This is a genomic window from Achromobacter sp., from assembly GCF_032113835.1.
Classification (GTDB): domain Bacteria; phylum Pseudomonadota; class Gammaproteobacteria; order Burkholderiales; family Burkholderiaceae_B; genus Achromobacter.
In genome coordinates, this window is sequence record NZ_DAMCTG010000002.1 from 57,116 (window position 1) to 73,542 (window position 16,427).

Consider the following 16,427-nt stretch of genomic DNA (forward strand, 5'->3'; position numbering starts at 1 on the left):
CGCTTTCGTGCTGCGCGCTTTCATCCCGACGGGCTACATGGCGGGGCCGTCCACGACCTCGCTGATGCTGACGCTGTGCGAAGCCGGCGGCACGATGAACGTGACGTTCGACCTGCCGGCCGAGCCGGACGCCAAGCACGTTGCCGGAGATGCCTGCGCCTTTGGCGCCCTCGCCGCGCACGTGATTCTGCCGGACACCGGGCTTGCACCTGTGTTGTCGGCGCGCGCCGCCTACGCCGCGCCCGAGATTCCCGTCTACCGCGCCACGCCGCCGCTGCCGGCCCTCGGCCCGCCGCTCGGATCACGCGCCCCGCCCTCCCTGTCTTCCTGATCCGCCGCGCGCGCGCCTGACGTCGCGCACGGCAGCGAAGAGCGGGAGCCCCCGTAAGCCATCTTCACGGCGCCAGCGCATCGGCGCCGCCTGCACGGTCATCCCCTCTTCGCCCGCGCTTTGCCGACCGGCTTTCCTGCCGGCGGCAGATTCAGTCGAAGACAAAAGAAGAGGGGTCATCTTGACCATCGTTCGTACGCACGCGTGCCTCGGCACGACGCTGATCCTGGCCGCGTTCAACGCCGCCGCCCAAACCGCTCCCGCCACCCTCGCCCCCATCACCGTGGTCGGCGGCGCCGACACGGCGCTCACCACCGAGGCGTCCACCGGCTCCAATCTGGGCCTCACGCCCATGCAGACGCCCGCCAGCGTCGACATCATCTCGCGGGAACAGATCGAGTCCCGTGGCGACGCCAGCGTGATCGAAGCCATCACCCGCGCGCCGGGCTTCTCGGCCGCGCCCCACCCCGGCAACGGCAACAGCGCCCTGTCGGTGCGCGGTTTCACCGACAGCACGTCCGTCATGCGGCTGTACGACGGACTGCGCCAGTATGGTGGCGTCGGCCTGACGTTTCCGTTCGACACCTGGTCGGTCGAGCGCATCGAGGTGCTGCGCGGTCCCGCGTCCGTCATCTACGGCGACAGCGCGATCGGCGGCGTCGTGAACGTGATCCCCAAGCGCCCCACCCGCGGGCCGATCCAGAACGAGGTGCAGGCAACGATCGGCACGCAGGATACGGCTCGGCTGGGGATCGGCAGCGGAGGCGCGCTCAGCGATACGCTGTCGTATCGTCTGGACGTCAGCGGCAACTACACGGACGGTTATGTGGACCGGGGCCAGTCGGGCGACGCGACGTTCTCCGGCGCGCTGCGCTGGGACGCCACGCCGGACCTGAACATGACGCTGAGCTATGCCTATGGCTACCAGCGCCCGATGCGGTACTTCGGGACCCCGATGATCAACGGCGAGCAGGACGACGCCGTGCGCAAGCAGAACTACAACGTCGCCGACAGTTTCATGCGCTTTCGCGACCAGTGGACCCAACTGGACACCGTCTGGACGCCGAACGACGCCACCACCGTGCGCTCGCGTCTTTATCACGTGCAGAGCGACCGCGACTGGCGCAACGCCGAGCGTTACGTGTACAACCCCGCGACCAGCCTGATCGACCGATCCGACAACACGCAGATCACGCATGACCAGACCCAGACCGGCCTGACGACGAGCGCCGTCTTCAAGGGCACGCTGGCCGGCCTGGACAACACGGTTTCCGTGGGCTTCGACGTCAACCATGCCACGTTCGAGCACATCAACAACACGTACACGGGCAGTTCGGGTTCGGTCGACCCGTATGACCCGGCCCACGGCCAATACCAGAGCGACGTGCCGTTCATTCCGCGTTACCGCAACAAGGCGGACCAGTACGCCCTGTTCGTGGAAGACCGTCTGGCGCTGACCAGCAAGTGGTCCCTCATCGGCGGCCTGCGCTACGACCACGCGAAGGTCACGCGCGACGACCTGGTCACCGATCAGCGCGCCCTGTCCAAGACCTTTTCCGACGTGGGCTGGCGCATTGGCACCGTGTATGACGTCACGCCCGATCTGGCCGTCTACGCGCAGTACGCGGAGGCCGCCGATCCGGTCAGCGGGCTACTGATGATCAGCCCGTCCAACGCGTCGTTCGACCTGTCGCGCGGCAAGCAGATCGAGGTCGGCCTCAAGCAGAACTTCATGGACGGGCGCGGCGAATGGACGCTGGCCGCGTACGAGATCCGCAAGACCAACCTGCTGTCGCGCGACGCGGATGATCCCAGCCTGCGGGTGCAGGTGGGCGAGCAATCGTCGCGCGGCCTGGAAACGTCGCTGTCGCTGGCCGTTGCGCCCGGCTGGACGATCGACGCCAATGCCACCGTGCTGCGGGCCAAGTACGAGGATTTCTCCGAGTCGGTCGGCGGCGCGGCCGTGTCGCGGGCGGGCAATGTTCCCCCGAACGTGCCGCAACGCCTGGCGAACCTGTGGCTGAGCTGGAATTTCCAGCCGGGCTGGACCGCGATGGGCGGCATGCGTTACGTGGGCAAGCGCTATGCGGACAGCGCGAACACGATCGAACTGCCGTCCTACACCACGACGGACCTGGCGCTGCGCTGGGACGTGAACAAGGACACCGCCATCACGGCCCGGGGCTTCAACATCTTTGACCGCGCGTACTTCACGACGGCCTACTACACCAACACGCAGTGGATGTATGGGCCGAGCCGCCGGTTCGAGTTGACGCTGAACCACCGCTTCTAGGACGGACGCGACCATGGACGCCAAGGCGCGCCTGCGCAGGCTCACTTACCTGGCGCACCGCTGGCTCGGCGTAACGGGCTGCGTGCTGATGCTGGCGTGGTTTCTCAGCGGCATCGTCATGCTGTATGTCGGTTACCCGAAGCTGACGCCCGAAGAGCGCTTCGCCAGCCTGCCCGTGCTGGCTGCGGACGTTTTGCGCCCGTTGGACGCGGCGCAGCCCGGCGGCACGCTTGCCGTGCTGACGTCGGTGCGCGGCGAGCCGACCTACGTGGTCCCAACCCCGGACGGCCCGCGCGCCTGGTCCGCGCGCACCGGCCGGCCTGATGGCACGGTGACAGCTGACATGGCCGTGGCCGCGGCGCACGCGTTCTGGCCCGCAGGCACGGCCCGGTATGCGGGCCTGATCGACGAGGACCGCTGGACGCATTCGCGCGGGCTGGACCGCCATCGCCCACTGCACAAGGTGCGCATGGAAGGAGACGCGGCGGGCACGCTGTATGTTTCATCGGCAACGGGCGAAGTCGTGCTGGACGCGCCGATTGCGCAGCAGCGGTGGAACTACATCGGCGCGTGGCTGCACTGGCTGTACATGGCGCGCGACCGGTCCGTCGATCCGGTCTGGAGCTGGATGGTGATCGCGCTGTCGGGCGTCTGCACCGTGCTGGCAATCAGCGGCACGGTGGTCGGCGTGTGGCGCTGGCGCTTTCGTGGACGCTACAAAACGGGCGCGCGCACGCCCTACCGCGAGGCCTGGATGCGCTGGCACCACATCATCGGCCTCGCCTTCAGCGCGTTTGTGTGCACGTGGATCTTCAGCGGGCTGATGTCGATGAATCCGGGCGGGTTGTTCGCCGGCTCCGACCCCGGCCCTGACCGGCAAGCCATGGCGGGCGCGCCACTCGCCGCGCCGATTGCGGATCCGCAGCCGGTGCTGCAGGCCTTGCACGATGCGGGCTTCAAACCGGTTCAGCTCGAATGGCGGCGGATGGCCGGACAACCGTATGTGCTGGCGCGCGACGCAACGGCAGGCAGCCGCATCGTTCGCCGGGAGGATGGCGCATTGACCGTGCTGTCGACGTGGCAGCCCGAGGCAGTCCTTGAGGCCGCGCGCGCGCTGTTTCCCGGCGCGACCGTCCAGGCGACGTTGCTGGATCACTACGACGCCTACTACTACGCGCGCCACGCCGAAGCGATGAACGGCGGCGCGCCGCGCGGTCTGCCGGTCCTGCGGCTAAATTTCGACACCCCGGCCGGCGACCGCGTCTACGTGGATCTGCGCACCGGCGAGGCGGCGCTGAGCCTGTCCCGCGCGCAGCGGGTCGGACGCTGGCTTTTCTACTTTTTGCATAGCTGGGATACCCCCGCCCTGCTGAGTGCCGGGGTGGGCCGGGACCTGGCGCTTATCCTGTTGAGCCTCGGCGGCCTGGCCGTGTCCGCCACCGGCATCGTGCTGGGCGTGCGGCGGCTGGGCTGGTCGCGCGGCACGCCGGTAGAATCGCGCCATCCCCGACCACAAGGCACGCGATGACGCTTCCTCCCGAACCCTATTCCCCCCGCCGCATTGATCCGCTCGGCACGTGGCGTGAGGGCGGGCATTCCATCAAGGCTTACGGCATTCATCGGGATGCGGACTATGCGGGTCCGATCCTGGCGGAGCCGGTCATCGCGTCCGTCCGCGCCGCCGTGCGTGATGTGCTGCACGAACACGGCGACGACCCTCGCAGCCATGGCCTCGGATACTGCATCGCGCATGTCGGCGAAGAAGCGGTGTGGCTACTGGTGGACTGGTGGATCTCCGGTGGCATCGTCTGCCAGCGCATGCTGTCCGCGCCGCTGGCGCAACCGGACACGCTCACCCCTGTGACCGCCCCCGCGCTGGCATGCGTGTGGGAATTGGCGGTGATCGCCCATGAACGGGACGCGTGGGTGCGGCACATGCTTACCGCACGGCCAGACGCGGACGGCTACCTGCACGACGTGTTGCCTGCCGGACGGTATTGAGGCGGGCACCCCGTCAATCGGAGTGCTGCGCGGGTGGCGTGTCCACGGACGCATCAACCTCTGAAATCGCCTCGCCGGGATAGGCGACGCGCGCCGCAGCAGCGGCGTCATCTCGTGTCGGATAAGAGCCGGCGTCCTCCTGCACGCCCAACAAGGCGATGCCGCGAAAGCCCCATCTGCCGTCCGCGCGCTGAAAGACTTCGACGATCATTGCGCTTCCTCCTGCTGCGGCGGCGCGGGACGCGTGTCATTGCTGCCGGGCAGCGTGCCGTCGCGCGCCTCGGCCTCTTCCTGCGCAACGGCCTGATCGAAGCCCGGCTGGTCATGGCTGCTGGCGCGAGGCGGATGGTCGAGGTCGGGTACACGGTCGGCCGTGCTGGCATGTCCGGACGGGCGCAGCGCGCCCGCGTTGACGTCGGGCTGGCCCGGAATGGATGTGCGGGCGTTGTCGGATTTCGATTGAGACATGAACGGCTCCTGGATTTGTCGCGGGGTTCTCGATGTCCAGCAGGCGAGCAAGTGCCATTCCTGCTTGCCATCCGGCGCAATAGCGCCCCCGCTCAAGGCCCGTCCGGCAGCGTCCGCAGAAATGCGGCGATGTCCTTCGCATCCTGCTCGCTGACACCCAGGTCAGGCATCGCCGTGCCGGGCTTGAAGGATCCAGGGCTGCGCAACCAGCGCGCCATGTTTTCCGGCGTATTGGGCAAAACGCCCGCGATGTACGGCTGTTCCCCCATCTGGCCGAGCGCCGGCCCGACGTAATTCCAAGCCCCGGGCACGCCCGGGATGGCGTGGCACGTAACGCAGAGGTATTGCTGCAGCGCATCGCGCCCCGCGCGGGCGTCGCCCACCCGGGCGGCAGGCTGCGCGGTCCGACGCGGCGCCTCTGGTGGCAGGCCGGCGCCGTCCCGCCTGTAGTCCTCGGCGGACAGCGCGGGCAACACGCGCAGAAACGCCACCACATCCCAGATCTCATCGTCAGTCAGGCGGTACTGCCAGGCCGGCATGCCGGTCATCTTGATGCCCTGCCGGGTGATCCAAAAGACCTCGGCGGCTGTGCGCATCCGGGCAGTTGCCACCAGCGCGGCGGGCGCCGGGTTCATGCCCAGCGCATACGGCTCGGGCGCCACGCCCGGCCCACCGTGGCATTGGACGCAGTGGGCACGGTAGAGGCGCGAGCCGTTCCGGATACGCTCGGCATCGGCGAGGTCGGGCGCTTCGATGCCGGCTGACCGCGTCTTCACGGCCCGGGTCAGCGCCGTATCGAGCAGATGATGCACCGGGGTGGTGTGCGGCGACGTGGCGGTGACGTCGTACCAGCCGAACCACACCACGGCGCCAGCCACCGTTCCGCCGGCGGCGGCAGTGACGACGAGCGTCAGCGCGGCGGTGCGGGCCCATCGTCTCATGGCGTACCCTCCCCGCGGCCGGCGTGCATCAGGTAGGCGGCGATATCCTCAGCGCCGGACCGTTGCAAGCCGGTGTCCGGCATGGCCGTTTTCGGGTTGATTCCGGGTGGGTCCATCAGCCAGCGCACCAGGTTGTCGGGCGTGTTGGGCAAAAGCCCGGCAACGTACGCCTGCCGCGCCATGTTGCCGAGCGGCGGCCCGACGCGGGAGGCCGGACCGGGTACGCCCGGAACGGTGTGACAGGCCGTGCATCCATGCTCGGCGATCAAGCGCCGGCCACGATCGGGATCGGTGCGGCCGGACAGCGCCCCCGCCGCGCCCGCGGAAAAAAGCGGCGCATCGTCCTGACAGGCCCCCAGCAGCAGCATCGCGGCCAGGGCCGGCAGCAGGCGGTTGGGTCGGGCAATCCGGCGCAATGCGGTCTCCTGGTAAGCGCAGAACCACGCTGAACCGGTTGTCGCCAGCAACTTGCGTGCCCGCTGGCGATGCCACCCGTGCAGCCAACCTGCCGGGCACGATTCCTGCTGACGCGGCCTTTCGCGGGGCCGGCGGCTCCCTCCGCCAGTCCGCCGGATCATCCAACCAAAAGAACATGGCGAATATTCTTCTTATCGTGCTCGCCGCCGCGTTGCCGTCCGCCGCCTCGGCCCAGCCCAGCGGCGAAGACGCCGCGCGGATCGCCGAGATCGGGTGGGTGCTGCATGTGGGCGCAGCTGCGATCTTCGTAGCCGTCGGCGTACTGCTCGCGCTGGCCCTGTTCGGCTCGGCCCCGCTGCGCCGTCGGCTTTCCGGGTCCGCCCTGATCGTAGGCGCGGGCATCGCCTTTCCCGTGGTGGCCTTGACCGCCCTGCTCATCTACGTGCTGACGCCCGCACCGTCCGCGGCGCGCGACGCTGCGTCTTTTGCCGCCCGCATCGAGGTGACCGGCGAACTGTGGTGGTGGCGCGTGCGCTATCTGGATGCCTCGGGCGGCTTGCTCTTCGAGACCGCCAACGAGATCCGCATCCCCACCGGCAAGCCGGTGGAATTCCTGCTCAAGTCGGACAACGTGATCCACAGCTTCTGGATTCCCGAACTGGGCGGCAAGCTCGACATGATCCCCGGACGCGTGAACCGGATGCGCGCGCTGGCTCGGACGCCAGGCACGTTTCGCGGCCACTGCGCCGAATATTGCGGCGCGCAACACGCGCAGATGCGGTTCGACGTGCAAGCGGTGGACGCCGAGGCCTTCGACGCCTGGGTGCAGGCGCAACGCCAGCCGGCAGGCGCGCCCGAACCCGAGTTCAGGCCGGCGGCCGAGCGATTCATGCAGGCCTGTGCGCAATGCCACACGGTGCGCGGCACGGCGGCGCGCGGCACGCTGGGACCCGACCTTACCCATGTGGGCAGCCGGCCCTCCCTTGCCGCCGGCATCCTGCCGAACAACGTCGGCGCGATGGGCGGGTGGATCGCCGGCAGCCAGCACATCAAACCCGGCAATGCCATGCCGTCCTTTGACCAATGGCCGGGCGACGACTTGCGCGCCGTGGCCCGCTACCTGGAAAGCCTGAAGTGACGCGCCAGCCAACCCAGACCGAGCTTCCCAACGCGCTCCCGCGGCCCGAAGGCGAACTCGAGCAGCTCGAACGCGCCTGGAAGCGCCCCACGGGATGGCGTGCGCTCACGGTCGTCAACAACACGTCCATCGGCCTGCTGTACATCGCCACCGCGCTGCTGTTCTTCATTCTGGCCGGCGTGCTGGGGCTGATGATGCGCACGCAGTTGGCCGCGCCGGACAGCAACCTGATCGGCCACGAACTCTACAACCAGCTCTTCACCATGCACGGCACGGTGATGATGTTCCTGTTCGCGGTGCCGGCCGTGGAAGCCGTGGCCGTGCTGCTGCTGCCCAACATGCTGGGCGCGCGCGACCTGCCATTTCCAAGGCTGTCGGCCTATGCTTACTGGGCCTATGCGATCGGCGGGCTGGTGTTCTTCTGCAGCATCTTCGTGGGGCTGGCGCCCGATGGCGGCTGGTTCATGTATCCGCCGCTGACCAGCACCCAGTATTCGCCCGCGGTAAATGCCGACCTGTGGCTGCTGGGCATCGGCTTCATCGAGATCTCGGCGATTGCCGGCGCCATCGAACTGGCCGTCGGCATCCTGCGCACGCGCGCGCCCGGCATGACGCTGGACAAGATCCCGGTGTTCGCCTGGGTGATGCTGGTCTTCTGCGGCATGGTGATCGTCGCATTTCCGGCGGTCATCGTGGCCACGGCCCTGCTGGAGCTGGAGCGCGCCTTCGACATGCCGTTCTTCATTGCGCAGCGCGGCGGCGATCCGTTGCTGTGGCAGCACCTGTTCTGGTTCTTCGGCCATCCGGAGGTCTACATCATCTTCCTGCCCGCCGCCGGCATGGTGTCGATGATGATTCCCGCGATGACCGGCACGCCGCTGGTCGGCTACCGCCTGGTGGTGCTGGCGGTCGTATCCACGGGATTCCTGAGCTTCGGGCTGTGGGTGCACCACATGTTCGCCACGGGCATTCCACAGTTGTCGCTCAGCTTCGCGTCGGCCGCGAGCATGGCCGTGTCGGTTCCGACCGCCATCCAGATATTCGCCTGGATCGCCACCATTGCCGCCGCCGTCCGGCTGCGCCCCCTCAAGACGCCGACGCTGTTCATCCTGGGATTCTTCTTCGTGTTCGTCATCGGCGGCCTGACCGGTGTGATGGTCGCCGTGATTCCGTTCGACCTGCAGGCGCACGACACCTACTTCGTCGTGGCGCACCTGCATTACGTGCTGTTCGGCGGCATGGTGTTCCCGCTGTTTGCGGCGTTCTACTACTGGACGCCGTTCATCAGCGCGCGGCGGCTCTCCGAGCGGCTGGGGCGCTGGGCCTTCTGGCTGATGTTCGTGGGCTTCAACGTCGCCTTCTTTCCGATGCACTTCACGGGGCTGGCCGGCATGCCGCGCCGCGTCTACACCTACGCCGAAAGCCAGGGGCTGGGACCGCTGAACATGCTGTCGACCGTGGGCGCCTACCTGATCGCCGCCGGGGTGCTCGTCTTTCTGATCGATCTGGCGCGCAACTTCCGGCCCACCATCGACAACAATGCGGGCAATGTCTGGGACGCCGGCACACTGGAATGGCTGCCGAGCGGCAGCTACGGGCTGCGCAGCGTGCCTACGGTCACCAGCCGCGAGCCGCTGTGGGACCAACCCGGCCTCGCGCGGCAGGTCGTCGACGGCCAGCATTACCTGCCCAATTCCCCGGCCGGCCTGCGCACCACGCTGGTGACCAGCGCGCTGGACGCCCGCCCCGACTATGTGCTGCCGCTGCCGGGTCCGGCCTGGTCGCCGCTGCTTGCCGCCGTCGGGACGGCCGGATTCTTCCTGCTGCTGACCTTCAAGCTGATGCTGCTGGCCGGTGCGTTTGGCGTGCTGGCCGTCGTCTCGCTCTGGCGCTGGCTGTGGGATGCGGACACCGGCCCGGACTACCCGCCGGTGGAGATCGGCGGCGGCCTGCGGCTGCCCATGATGTGCTCGGGAAGCGCGTCGCATGCGTCGTGGGCGATGGTGCTGCTGCTGATCGTCTGCGCCAGCATCTTTGGCTCGTTGATGTTCAGCTACCTGTTTCTGTGGACCACGAACCCGCAGGCCTGGCCCGCGGCCAATGCGCTGCCCGCGCCCGGCTGGCCGATGCTGTCCGCCGTCATGGTGTTGGCGGCAGCGGCCCTTGCTGCAGCCGCCGGGCGGCTGATGACGCAGGACCGGCAAGCGGCGCTGCGCTGGTGCGTGACCGGCGCGGCGCTGTTGCTGGCCGCTGCGCCCGCGCTGGACCTGACCGCACAATGGCAGACCGGGCTGCGCCCCCAGGCCACCGCCTACACGGCAGCGACGTACGCCGTCGCAGGCTTGCAGGCGCTCTTCGGCGGGATCTCGGTCGTGATGGCCATCTTTACGGTGGCGCGGTCGCTGGCGGGAAGGCTCCGCCCCACGCGCCGCGCGGCGTTCGACACCACCCGGGCCATGATGTTCTACACCGTGGCGCAAGGGCTGATCGCGCTGGCGCTGCTGCACGCCTTTCCGCGGCTGACGGGGTAAGCCATGAAGACGCGCTTCTCGGTCGAACTGCTTTACCTCATCGCCGGTCCGCTGATCTGGCTGGTGCATTTTCTGTTCATCTACATCGTCAACGCGCTGGCCTGCGCCCGTTCGGCGCTGACCGGCCTGTGGCTGGGGCTGCCGGTGTCGTCGTGGATCATCGTGGCCGGTAGCGCGGCGGCGTTGGCGGGGATGGCGCTGGCCGCGTGGCGTCAGCGTGCGCGGGTGCATGCGCAGAACGCGCCGCCATTTCACGCCTGGCTTTGCGCTGCCCTGTGCTGGCTGTCGGCCGTGGCCGTGGTGTGGGAAACGCTGCCGGTTTTCCTGATGGCCGCGTGTCTTTGAAGCGGCGCACGGCCGCCCGCTACGGCGCTGGCGCTATTCCGCCCACTCCGGGTCACCCGTGAACACCACCGTCAGCCAGCGATCGGGACTGTCCGCGCCCAGCGCATCCCCGATCTCGTCGCGCAGGCTGTCCCACGCCCCGATGCCGCGCGCCGGCGTGTCGGCCGGCACGATGAAATACAGTTCGATCTCCTGCGACCGCCCGACCTTCGCGACATACGCGCGATACGACGCGAAGCCATGCCGCTGCACGAACGCCTGCGCCACCGTGTCGACGTGCTGTTTCAGGTCGGCCGGCGTAACCAGCAGCATCTCGGACAACGCCTGGCGGATGACCGACAGCGGCAAGGGGATGATCACCGCGCACACCACTGCCAGCACGGCCGGATCGATATAGGGCGAAATCCATTCCCAGCGGGTGCCCTGCACGCCGAACCCGATGCAGAACGCCACCAGCAGCGCGGCCGTGATGCTGGCCGACATGATCCAGCCCTTCAGATCCATGTGCAGAAACGCCGACCGGATCCGCCGGTTGGCGCGCGCCTCGGCCAGCGCGATCGCCACGCAGGCCGTCAGGGTCAGCACCGCATAGACAAGCGCCAGGCCGAACTCCAGATCGCGCCCGCCTTTCAAGAGGCTGCTGATCGCGTTGATAAGCGCGTAGATCGCCACGCCGCTGAGCAGGATGCCGTTAAGGGTCAGCACCATGGGTTCCAGATGCCAGAACCCCATCGTGAAGCGCTCTCGCAGCTTGCGCGGCAGTTGCCGGGACGTGGCGTAAGACGTGATGAGCCGCACCACCACCAGCGACAGCGCGCTCATGCTGGCGTCGACCAGCGAATAAACGCCGTCGAAGACGATGGAAAACGATCCCGAGGCCACGCCGAATCCGATGCCGATGACGGCGATGCAAAGCGTGACCGCGATGGATATCCGCAACACGCCCTGCTCCGAGCGCAGGTCGAACAATGCCGTTCGCGAGGTCATGGTTCCTCCGGGGGGACTGATCTGGCGACACGATAACCGTATCGATCCTCGGGCGGGGAACGGCTCGACTCGGCCGATCCCACGCGGAGCCGAAGGTTTTACTGGCTTAACCTACCAATCGTAGGCTACGATTCGTAGGTTAATGCTTCCGACCAAAGGAATTCGCCATGCACGCGCTCATCGTTGTAGCTCATCCGGACCCGGCGTCCCTGACGCACGCCATCGCCCATCATGTCGCGCAAGGGGTTGCGCAGGAAGGCTCGACGTCGGGACCGCCGCATTCCTTCGAGGTGGCGGATCTGGCCGCCGAAGGCTTCGACCCCCGCTTCACGCAGGCCGACGTGGACTTGCACCTGACCCGTTCCAATCCGCCCGCGGATGTGACCGCCGAACACGCGCGCCTGGATCGCGCCGACGCGCTGGTGCTGGTGTATCCCGTGCACTGGTGGTCGTTTCCCGCGTTGATGAAGGGCTGGATCGACCGCGTCTTCACCAATGGCTGGGCCTATGACGCCCCTCCCGACGGCAAGGTGGTCAAACGCCTGCAGCGGCTGCAGGTGCATCTGGTCGCCAGCGGCGGCGCCGATATGCGCACCTATGCGCGGCACGGCTATTTCGGCGCGATGAAGACGCAAATTGATCACGGTATCTTCGGCTACTGTGGCGCGCGCGTGGCAACATCCGATCTGCTGGTGGCGTCCGACGCCGGATACCCCGAAGCGCACCTGACTGCCGCACAGGCCATCGGCCAGCGGATCTTTGCCCCGCGATGACTTCCCAACCCGCCCCCCGCCGCCGGCTGTCCAAGGACGCGCGGCAACGCCAGCTCATCGACGTGTCCTGGGCGCTGATCCGCGACGAAGGCACGGACGCGTTGACGCTGGGTCGTCTAGCCGAACAGGCCGGCGTGTCCAAGCCCGTCGTCTACGACCACTTCGGCACCCGCAACGGGCTGCTGGCGGCGCTGTATCGGGATTTCGACCAGCGCCAGACCGCGATCATCGACGACGCCATCGCCGCCAGCAAGTCCACGCTGCAAGACAAGGCAGACGTCATCGCGACCCGGTACGTGGAATGCGTGTCGGCGCAAGGGCGTGAAATCCCCGGCGTGCTCGCGGCGTTGAATGGCTCCCCGGAACTGGCCGCGGTAAAGACGCAGTATCAGCACGCGTTCATCAGGAAATGCCAGGACATCCTGGCGCCCTTCGCCGGCGCCCAAGGCGTTTCCCTGGCCAGTCTGTGGGGCATGCTGGGCGCGGCCGACGCGCTGTCGCAGGCGGCGGTCGCAGGCGAGATCACGCAGCAAGCCGCGCGGGACGAGTTGTTCCGGATCATTGTGAACATGGTGAAACACGCGTGCCCCCAGGACAAATAGGATTTGGTCTGCCCTATTTTGTTGCGGTGACCACGTGCGCCTGAATCTTTCCTGTGATCGGTCCGGCGCCGTAGCGGTCCGCCAAGGCCTGCGCCGCTCGCTCCGTGGTGGGCATCAGCAGGCTCGCGTCGCGCGCTTCGATTTCGTTGCGCAGGGGCGTGCCCTGGCAGTAGGCGGTTGCCGCTTCCTGGGCGGATTGCGCACGGCTGACTTCCTCGTGCGTCTCGATCTGCACGTCTTCAAAGCCCGCCCGGCGCAGGTCATCCCGGATTCGCACCTTGTCGTAGTAACCATGAGGCGTGCGAGCGATGAAGACCGGTGGGTCCTGCGGAAACATCTCAGCGACCGCCTGTGCGACGACGGCAGCAAATTCATTCTCTTCAACGCTGTCCCACACGCTGAAGACAAAGCGCCCGCCGGCCTGCAGGACCCGGCGCGCCTCTGCATAGGCGCCTATCCGGTCAGGGAAAAACATCGCGCCAAACTGGCAGCACACGACGTCAAAGGTTTCGTCCTCGAACGGCAGGTGCATGGCATCCGCCTGGCGCCATTCGATGCGGCCGCCCTCTGCCTGCCGGCCGGCTGCGTAATCGAGCATGGGCTGATTGAGGTCGGTGGCCACATAGCGCGTGCCGGCATCCAACCGCGGCGCCAACGCGCGTGTGACCGCGCCGCTTCCCGCCGCCGTCTCGAGCACCGCGCGCGGCGAGAACCCTGCTACCCGCTCCGCCATGCCCGCCGCATAGGGCGCGAAGATCATGGGGACCATCAGGGAGTCATAAAGCTTCGGAATCGAACCGATGAATGCCTTGTCGAAGTCGGTCATGGTGCTACTCCTTGAACACGCCGCGCGCCGTCAGCGCGCGGGCCTATGGAGAGTCGAGCAACCCCGCGCAGGCGTCCGCCAGATCGTCGAAGCAATGCAGCAGCACGTCCGGCGCAAGCTCCGCAGCGGGGATTTCCGTATACCCAAAGTCGACCAGCACCAGCGGCGTGCCGGCCCCGCGCGCGGCGCCCGCGTCGGTGTCGGCATCACCCACCATCACTGTGCGAGCCAGATTGCCGCCCACCGCCTGCACGGCCTCGATCAAGTGTGCTGGATTGGGCTTGGCCGCCGACACCGCGTCGATGCCCACCACGCCGTCGAACAAACCTGCCATGTGCAGCTTGGTCAACAGGCTGCGTGACAGACCGGTGGGCTTGTTGGTGCACACGACCAGCGTGGCGCCCGCCGAACGAAGCGTTTTCAGGGCGTCTATTGCCCCGGGGAAAGGCCGAGTGTCATCGGCGATATGGTCACTGTAGTAAGCAATGAAGCCGCCAAACAGCGCGGCCGCGCGCGCCGCCGGCTCGGGCTCGCCAGCGCTTTTCAGCCCGAATTCCAACAACCACCGTGCGCCTCGGCTGACAAAAGGCCGGCCCCGTTCGTAGGGCAAGGGCTCGTAGCCATGCGCGACCAATACGGCATTTACCGACCCGATCAGGTCGGGGGCCGACTCGACCAGCGTTCCGTCGAGATCGAAGGCAATGGTGGCCCCTGCCAGGGCAGTCAAATCGGTCATAGGGAAGCTCCGCTTTGGGTCTGGCCGTCGACCAGACCCAAAAACATAGCTTAGCGCTGCGCGGCCTCGCTCGCACTGGCGTCGTGTTACTCGACCGACGCGCCCGACTTCTTCACCACTTCCGCCCAGCGCGGAATCTCGGTCGCCATCAGGTCCCGAAGCTCGTCGGGCGTGCTGCCGACCAGTTCCATGCCCATGGTCTTGCCCAGCTTTTCCTGCACGTCGGGCTCTTTCAGGATCAGGGCGATCTCGGCGGCCAGCTTGTCCAGTATCGGCTTGGGCGTGCCCTTGGGCGCGTACACCGCCTGCCAGGACGCCATCTGGAAGCCCGGCACGCCCGCTTCCTGCATGGTCGGAACTTCTGGCGCGAGCGCGATGCGGTCCTTGGTGGTGACCGCCAGCAGCTTGAGCTTGCCGGTCTGCAGCAGCGGCAGCGCGGCCGTCATCTGGTCGAACATGAAGGTCACCGCGCCGGACGAGACGTCCACCATGGCCGGCGGCGTCCCCTTGTACGGCACGTGCGTGAGCGGCACGCCGATCATGCCTGCAAACAGTTCACCGGCCAGGTGCGTGGAAGTACCCGCCCCCGAGGACGCGAACGTGCGCTTGGTGGGGTCGCGCTTGAGCAGCGCGATCAGGTCGGCCACCGAATTCACGCCCAGGTTGGGATCCACCAGCAGCACGTTGGGCAGGAAGGCGATCAGCGACACCGGCTCGAAGTCTTTCACCGGGTCGTACTTCAGGTTCTTGTACAGGCTGGCGTTGATGGCATGGGTGCTGATCGTGCCGCCGAACAGGGTATAGCCGTCGGGCGGCGCCTTGGCGACGTAGGTGGCGCCGATGCCGCCGGCGGCGCCCGGCTTGTTTTCGACCACGACGTTCTGTTTCAGGCGGTCGCCCAGCTTCTGCGCCAGCACCCGGCCCACCACGTCGGTCGAACCGCCCACGGTGAACGGCACCACATAGGAAATCGGCTTTTGCGTGGGCCAGTCGGCGGCGCTGGCGGGCAACGCCAGCATACCGAAGACCGCGCCGGCCAGAAGCGCGGCCAGCGCGCCACGTCGTTGCGTGTTCATGATTTGTCTCCTGCCTTGTTTTATAGGTATGTATCGGGGTGCCGGCCGAGCCGGCGGCAAGGCTCAGCGGCCTTGTTCTTTGCGCCAGGCGGCGAATTTGTCCTTCGTGCCGGGATCGGTCGGCGGGTACAGGCCCAGGATGGACGCGCCGCCCTGCACCTGGCTGGTCACGAAGTCCTCGAAGGCGGTCATTTCGACGGCTTCCAGGGCGATCTCGTCGGCCAGATGGGCCGGAATCACCACCACGCCTTCCCGGTCGCCCACGACGATGTCGCCCGGCCACACCGCCACGTCGCCGCAGCCGATGGGCGCATTGATGTCCAGCGCCTGGTGCAGCGTCAGATTGGTGGGTGCGGACGGACGCTGGTGATAGGCGGGAAAGCCCATCTCGGCGATTTCAGGCGAATCGCGAAAGCCTCCGTCGGTCACCACGCCGGCCACGCCACGCTTCATCAGGCGGGTGACCAGGATGGAACCGGCCGAGGCGGCGCGCGCGTCCTTGCGGCTGTCGATGACGAAGACCGCGCCTTCCGGGCAGGTCTCAACCGCGGCGCGTTGCGGATGCGCGCGGTCTTCGAAAACCTTGATCGTGTTCAGGTCTTCGCGCGCGGGGATGTAGCGCAGCGTGAAGGCCGGGCCGACCATGTTGGGCAGGTTGGCGTTCAGCGGGCGCACGTCCTGGATGAACTGGTTGCGCAGGCCGCGCTTGAACAGGGCCGTGCACAGGGTGGCGGTGCTGACGCCGGCCAACCGGGCGCGGGTTTCGGGATTCATTTGGGACACGATGGCTCCGGGTATTTGATCGGGAATCTGAAAATGACGGGAATCAGAAGATGGCGGGCTCGGGCACGGGCGCGCCGAACTCCGTTTCCAGGAAGTCCAGGTCGCAGCCGTCGTTGGCCTGCAGGATGTGTTTGGAATACATCCAGCCATAACCACGCTCGTAGCGCTTGGGCGGCGGC

Annotated in this window: 18 protein-coding genes; 9 read left to right on the top strand and 9 right to left on the bottom strand. The window is 67.4% G+C overall.

The genetic code is table 11. The features are described from left to right. From RT697_RS01235 to RT697_RS01250, 4 genes are all read left to right on the top strand, one after another. Nucleotides 1–331 (top strand): DUF2946 family protein (locus RT697_RS01235; protein WP_313696628.1); only part of this gene is annotated, 331 nt, incomplete at its 5' end. Nucleotides 332–512: 181 nt separating this feature from the next. Continuing rightward, nucleotides 513–2,624, top strand: coding sequence for a TonB-dependent receptor (locus RT697_RS01240; protein WP_409517388.1), 2,112 nt, complete (start codon nt 513–515; stop codon nt 2,622–2,624). 13 nt (nt 2,625–2,637) lie between these two features. Beyond that, nucleotides 2,638–4,152 carry a PepSY-associated TM helix domain-containing protein gene (locus RT697_RS01245; RefSeq protein ID WP_313696629.1) on the top strand — a complete coding sequence of 505 codons (1,515 nt, stop codon included), beginning with the start codon at nt 2,638–2,640 and terminating at the stop codon, nt 4,150–4,152. Next, nucleotides 4,149–4,625 (top strand): hypothetical protein, encoded by a 477-nt coding sequence (locus RT697_RS01250; RefSeq protein ID WP_313696630.1) that lies wholly within the window; start codon nt 4,149–4,151, stop codon nt 4,623–4,625. Before RT697_RS01245 ends, RT697_RS01250 begins: the two co-directional genes overlap by 4 nt. 13 nt (nt 4,626–4,638) lie before the next feature. On the opposite strand, the gene RT697_RS01255 is transcribed toward RT697_RS01250, so the two are convergent. The 4 genes from RT697_RS01255 to RT697_RS01270 all read right to left on the bottom strand — a co-directional run bounded on the left by RT697_RS01255 (nt 4,639) and on the right by RT697_RS01270 (nt 6,450). Then, nucleotides 4,639–4,836 (bottom strand): hypothetical protein, encoded by a 198-nt coding sequence (locus RT697_RS01255; RefSeq protein ID WP_313696631.1) that lies wholly within the window; start codon nt 4,834–4,836, stop codon nt 4,639–4,641. Then, a complete protein-coding gene (locus RT697_RS01260) occupies nt 4,833–5,093 on the bottom strand; it encodes a hypothetical protein (RefSeq protein ID WP_313696632.1) in 261 nt (86 codons plus the stop codon). The genes RT697_RS01255 and RT697_RS01260 overlap by 4 nt, the downstream gene beginning before the upstream one ends. A gap of 92 nt (nt 5,094–5,185) precedes the next feature. Further along, a complete protein-coding gene (locus tag RT697_RS01265) occupies nt 5,186–6,034 on the bottom strand; it encodes a c-type cytochrome (RefSeq protein WP_313696633.1) in 849 nt (282 codons plus the stop codon). Then, nucleotides 6,031–6,450 (bottom strand): c-type cytochrome, encoded by a 420-nt coding sequence (locus RT697_RS01270; protein WP_313696634.1) that lies wholly within the window; start codon nt 6,448–6,450, stop codon nt 6,031–6,033. The genes RT697_RS01265 and RT697_RS01270 overlap by 4 nt, the downstream gene beginning before the upstream one ends. Before the next feature lie 176 nt (nt 6,451–6,626). Here RT697_RS01270 and RT697_RS01275 point away from each other — a divergent pair, with 176 nt between their 5' ends. The 3 genes from RT697_RS01275 to RT697_RS01285 are packed head-to-tail and all read left to right on the top strand — an operon-like array spanning nt 6,627 to nt 10,465. Then, on the top strand, nt 6,627–7,589 hold the full coding sequence (locus tag RT697_RS01275; protein ID WP_313696635.1) for a c-type cytochrome: 963 nt from the start codon (nt 6,627–6,629) through the stop codon (nt 7,587–7,589). Continuing rightward, complete coding sequence (locus RT697_RS01280; protein WP_313696636.1) at nt 7,586–10,120, top strand: cbb3-type cytochrome c oxidase subunit I; 2,535 nt, start codon at nt 7,586–7,588, stop codon at nt 10,118–10,120. Before RT697_RS01275 ends, RT697_RS01280 begins: the two co-directional genes overlap by 4 nt. 3 nt (nt 10,121–10,123) lie before the next feature. Then, entirely contained in the window at nt 10,124–10,465 is a 342-nt protein-coding gene (locus RT697_RS01285) for a hypothetical protein (protein WP_313696637.1), read from the top strand. A 33-nt stretch (nt 10,466–10,498) separates the two neighbouring features. Here the strand turns inward: RT697_RS01285 and RT697_RS01290 are convergent, their stop codons facing one another. After that, the gene (locus tag RT697_RS01290; protein ID WP_313696638.1) at nt 10,499–11,452 is read right to left on the bottom strand and encodes a cation diffusion facilitator family transporter; all 954 of its coding nucleotides are present in this window, start codon (nt 11,450–11,452) and stop codon (nt 10,499–10,501) included. Between the two features lie 167 nt (nt 11,453–11,619). Here RT697_RS01290 and RT697_RS01295 point away from each other — a divergent pair, with 167 nt between their 5' ends. After that, complete coding sequence (locus RT697_RS01295; protein WP_313696639.1) at nt 11,620–12,225, top strand: NAD(P)H-dependent oxidoreductase; 606 nt, start codon at nt 11,620–11,622, stop codon at nt 12,223–12,225. Continuing rightward, complete coding sequence (locus RT697_RS01300) at nt 12,222–12,827, top strand: TetR/AcrR family transcriptional regulator (RefSeq protein ID WP_313696640.1); 606 nt, start codon at nt 12,222–12,224, stop codon at nt 12,825–12,827. The genes RT697_RS01295 and RT697_RS01300 overlap by 4 nt, the downstream gene beginning before the upstream one ends. Nucleotides 12,828–12,840: 13 nt before the next feature. On the opposite strand, the gene RT697_RS01305 is transcribed toward RT697_RS01300, so the two are convergent. The 4 genes from RT697_RS01305 to RT697_RS01320 all read right to left on the bottom strand — a co-directional run bounded on the left by RT697_RS01305 (nt 12,841) and on the right by RT697_RS01320 (nt 16,239). Beyond that, nucleotides 12,841–13,653, bottom strand: a complete 813-nt coding sequence (locus tag RT697_RS01305; protein ID WP_313696641.1) for a methyltransferase domain-containing protein — start codon at nt 13,651–13,653, stop codon at nt 12,841–12,843. A gap of 43 nt (nt 13,654–13,696) precedes the next feature. After that, nucleotides 13,697–14,389 carry an HAD-IA family hydrolase gene (locus tag RT697_RS01310; protein WP_313696642.1) on the bottom strand — a complete coding sequence of 231 codons (693 nt, stop codon included), beginning with the start codon at nt 14,387–14,389 and terminating at the stop codon, nt 13,697–13,699. A gap of 86 nt (nt 14,390–14,475) precedes the next feature. Further along, a complete protein-coding gene (locus tag RT697_RS01315; RefSeq protein ID WP_313696643.1) occupies nt 14,476–15,465 on the bottom strand; it encodes a tripartite tricarboxylate transporter substrate binding protein in 990 nt (329 codons plus the stop codon). Between the two features lie 63 nt (nt 15,466–15,528). Beyond that, nucleotides 15,529–16,239, bottom strand: a complete 711-nt coding sequence (locus RT697_RS01320; protein WP_056561707.1) for a ribonuclease activity regulator RraA — start codon at nt 16,237–16,239, stop codon at nt 15,529–15,531. Nucleotides 16,240–16,427 lie beyond the last annotated feature (188 nt).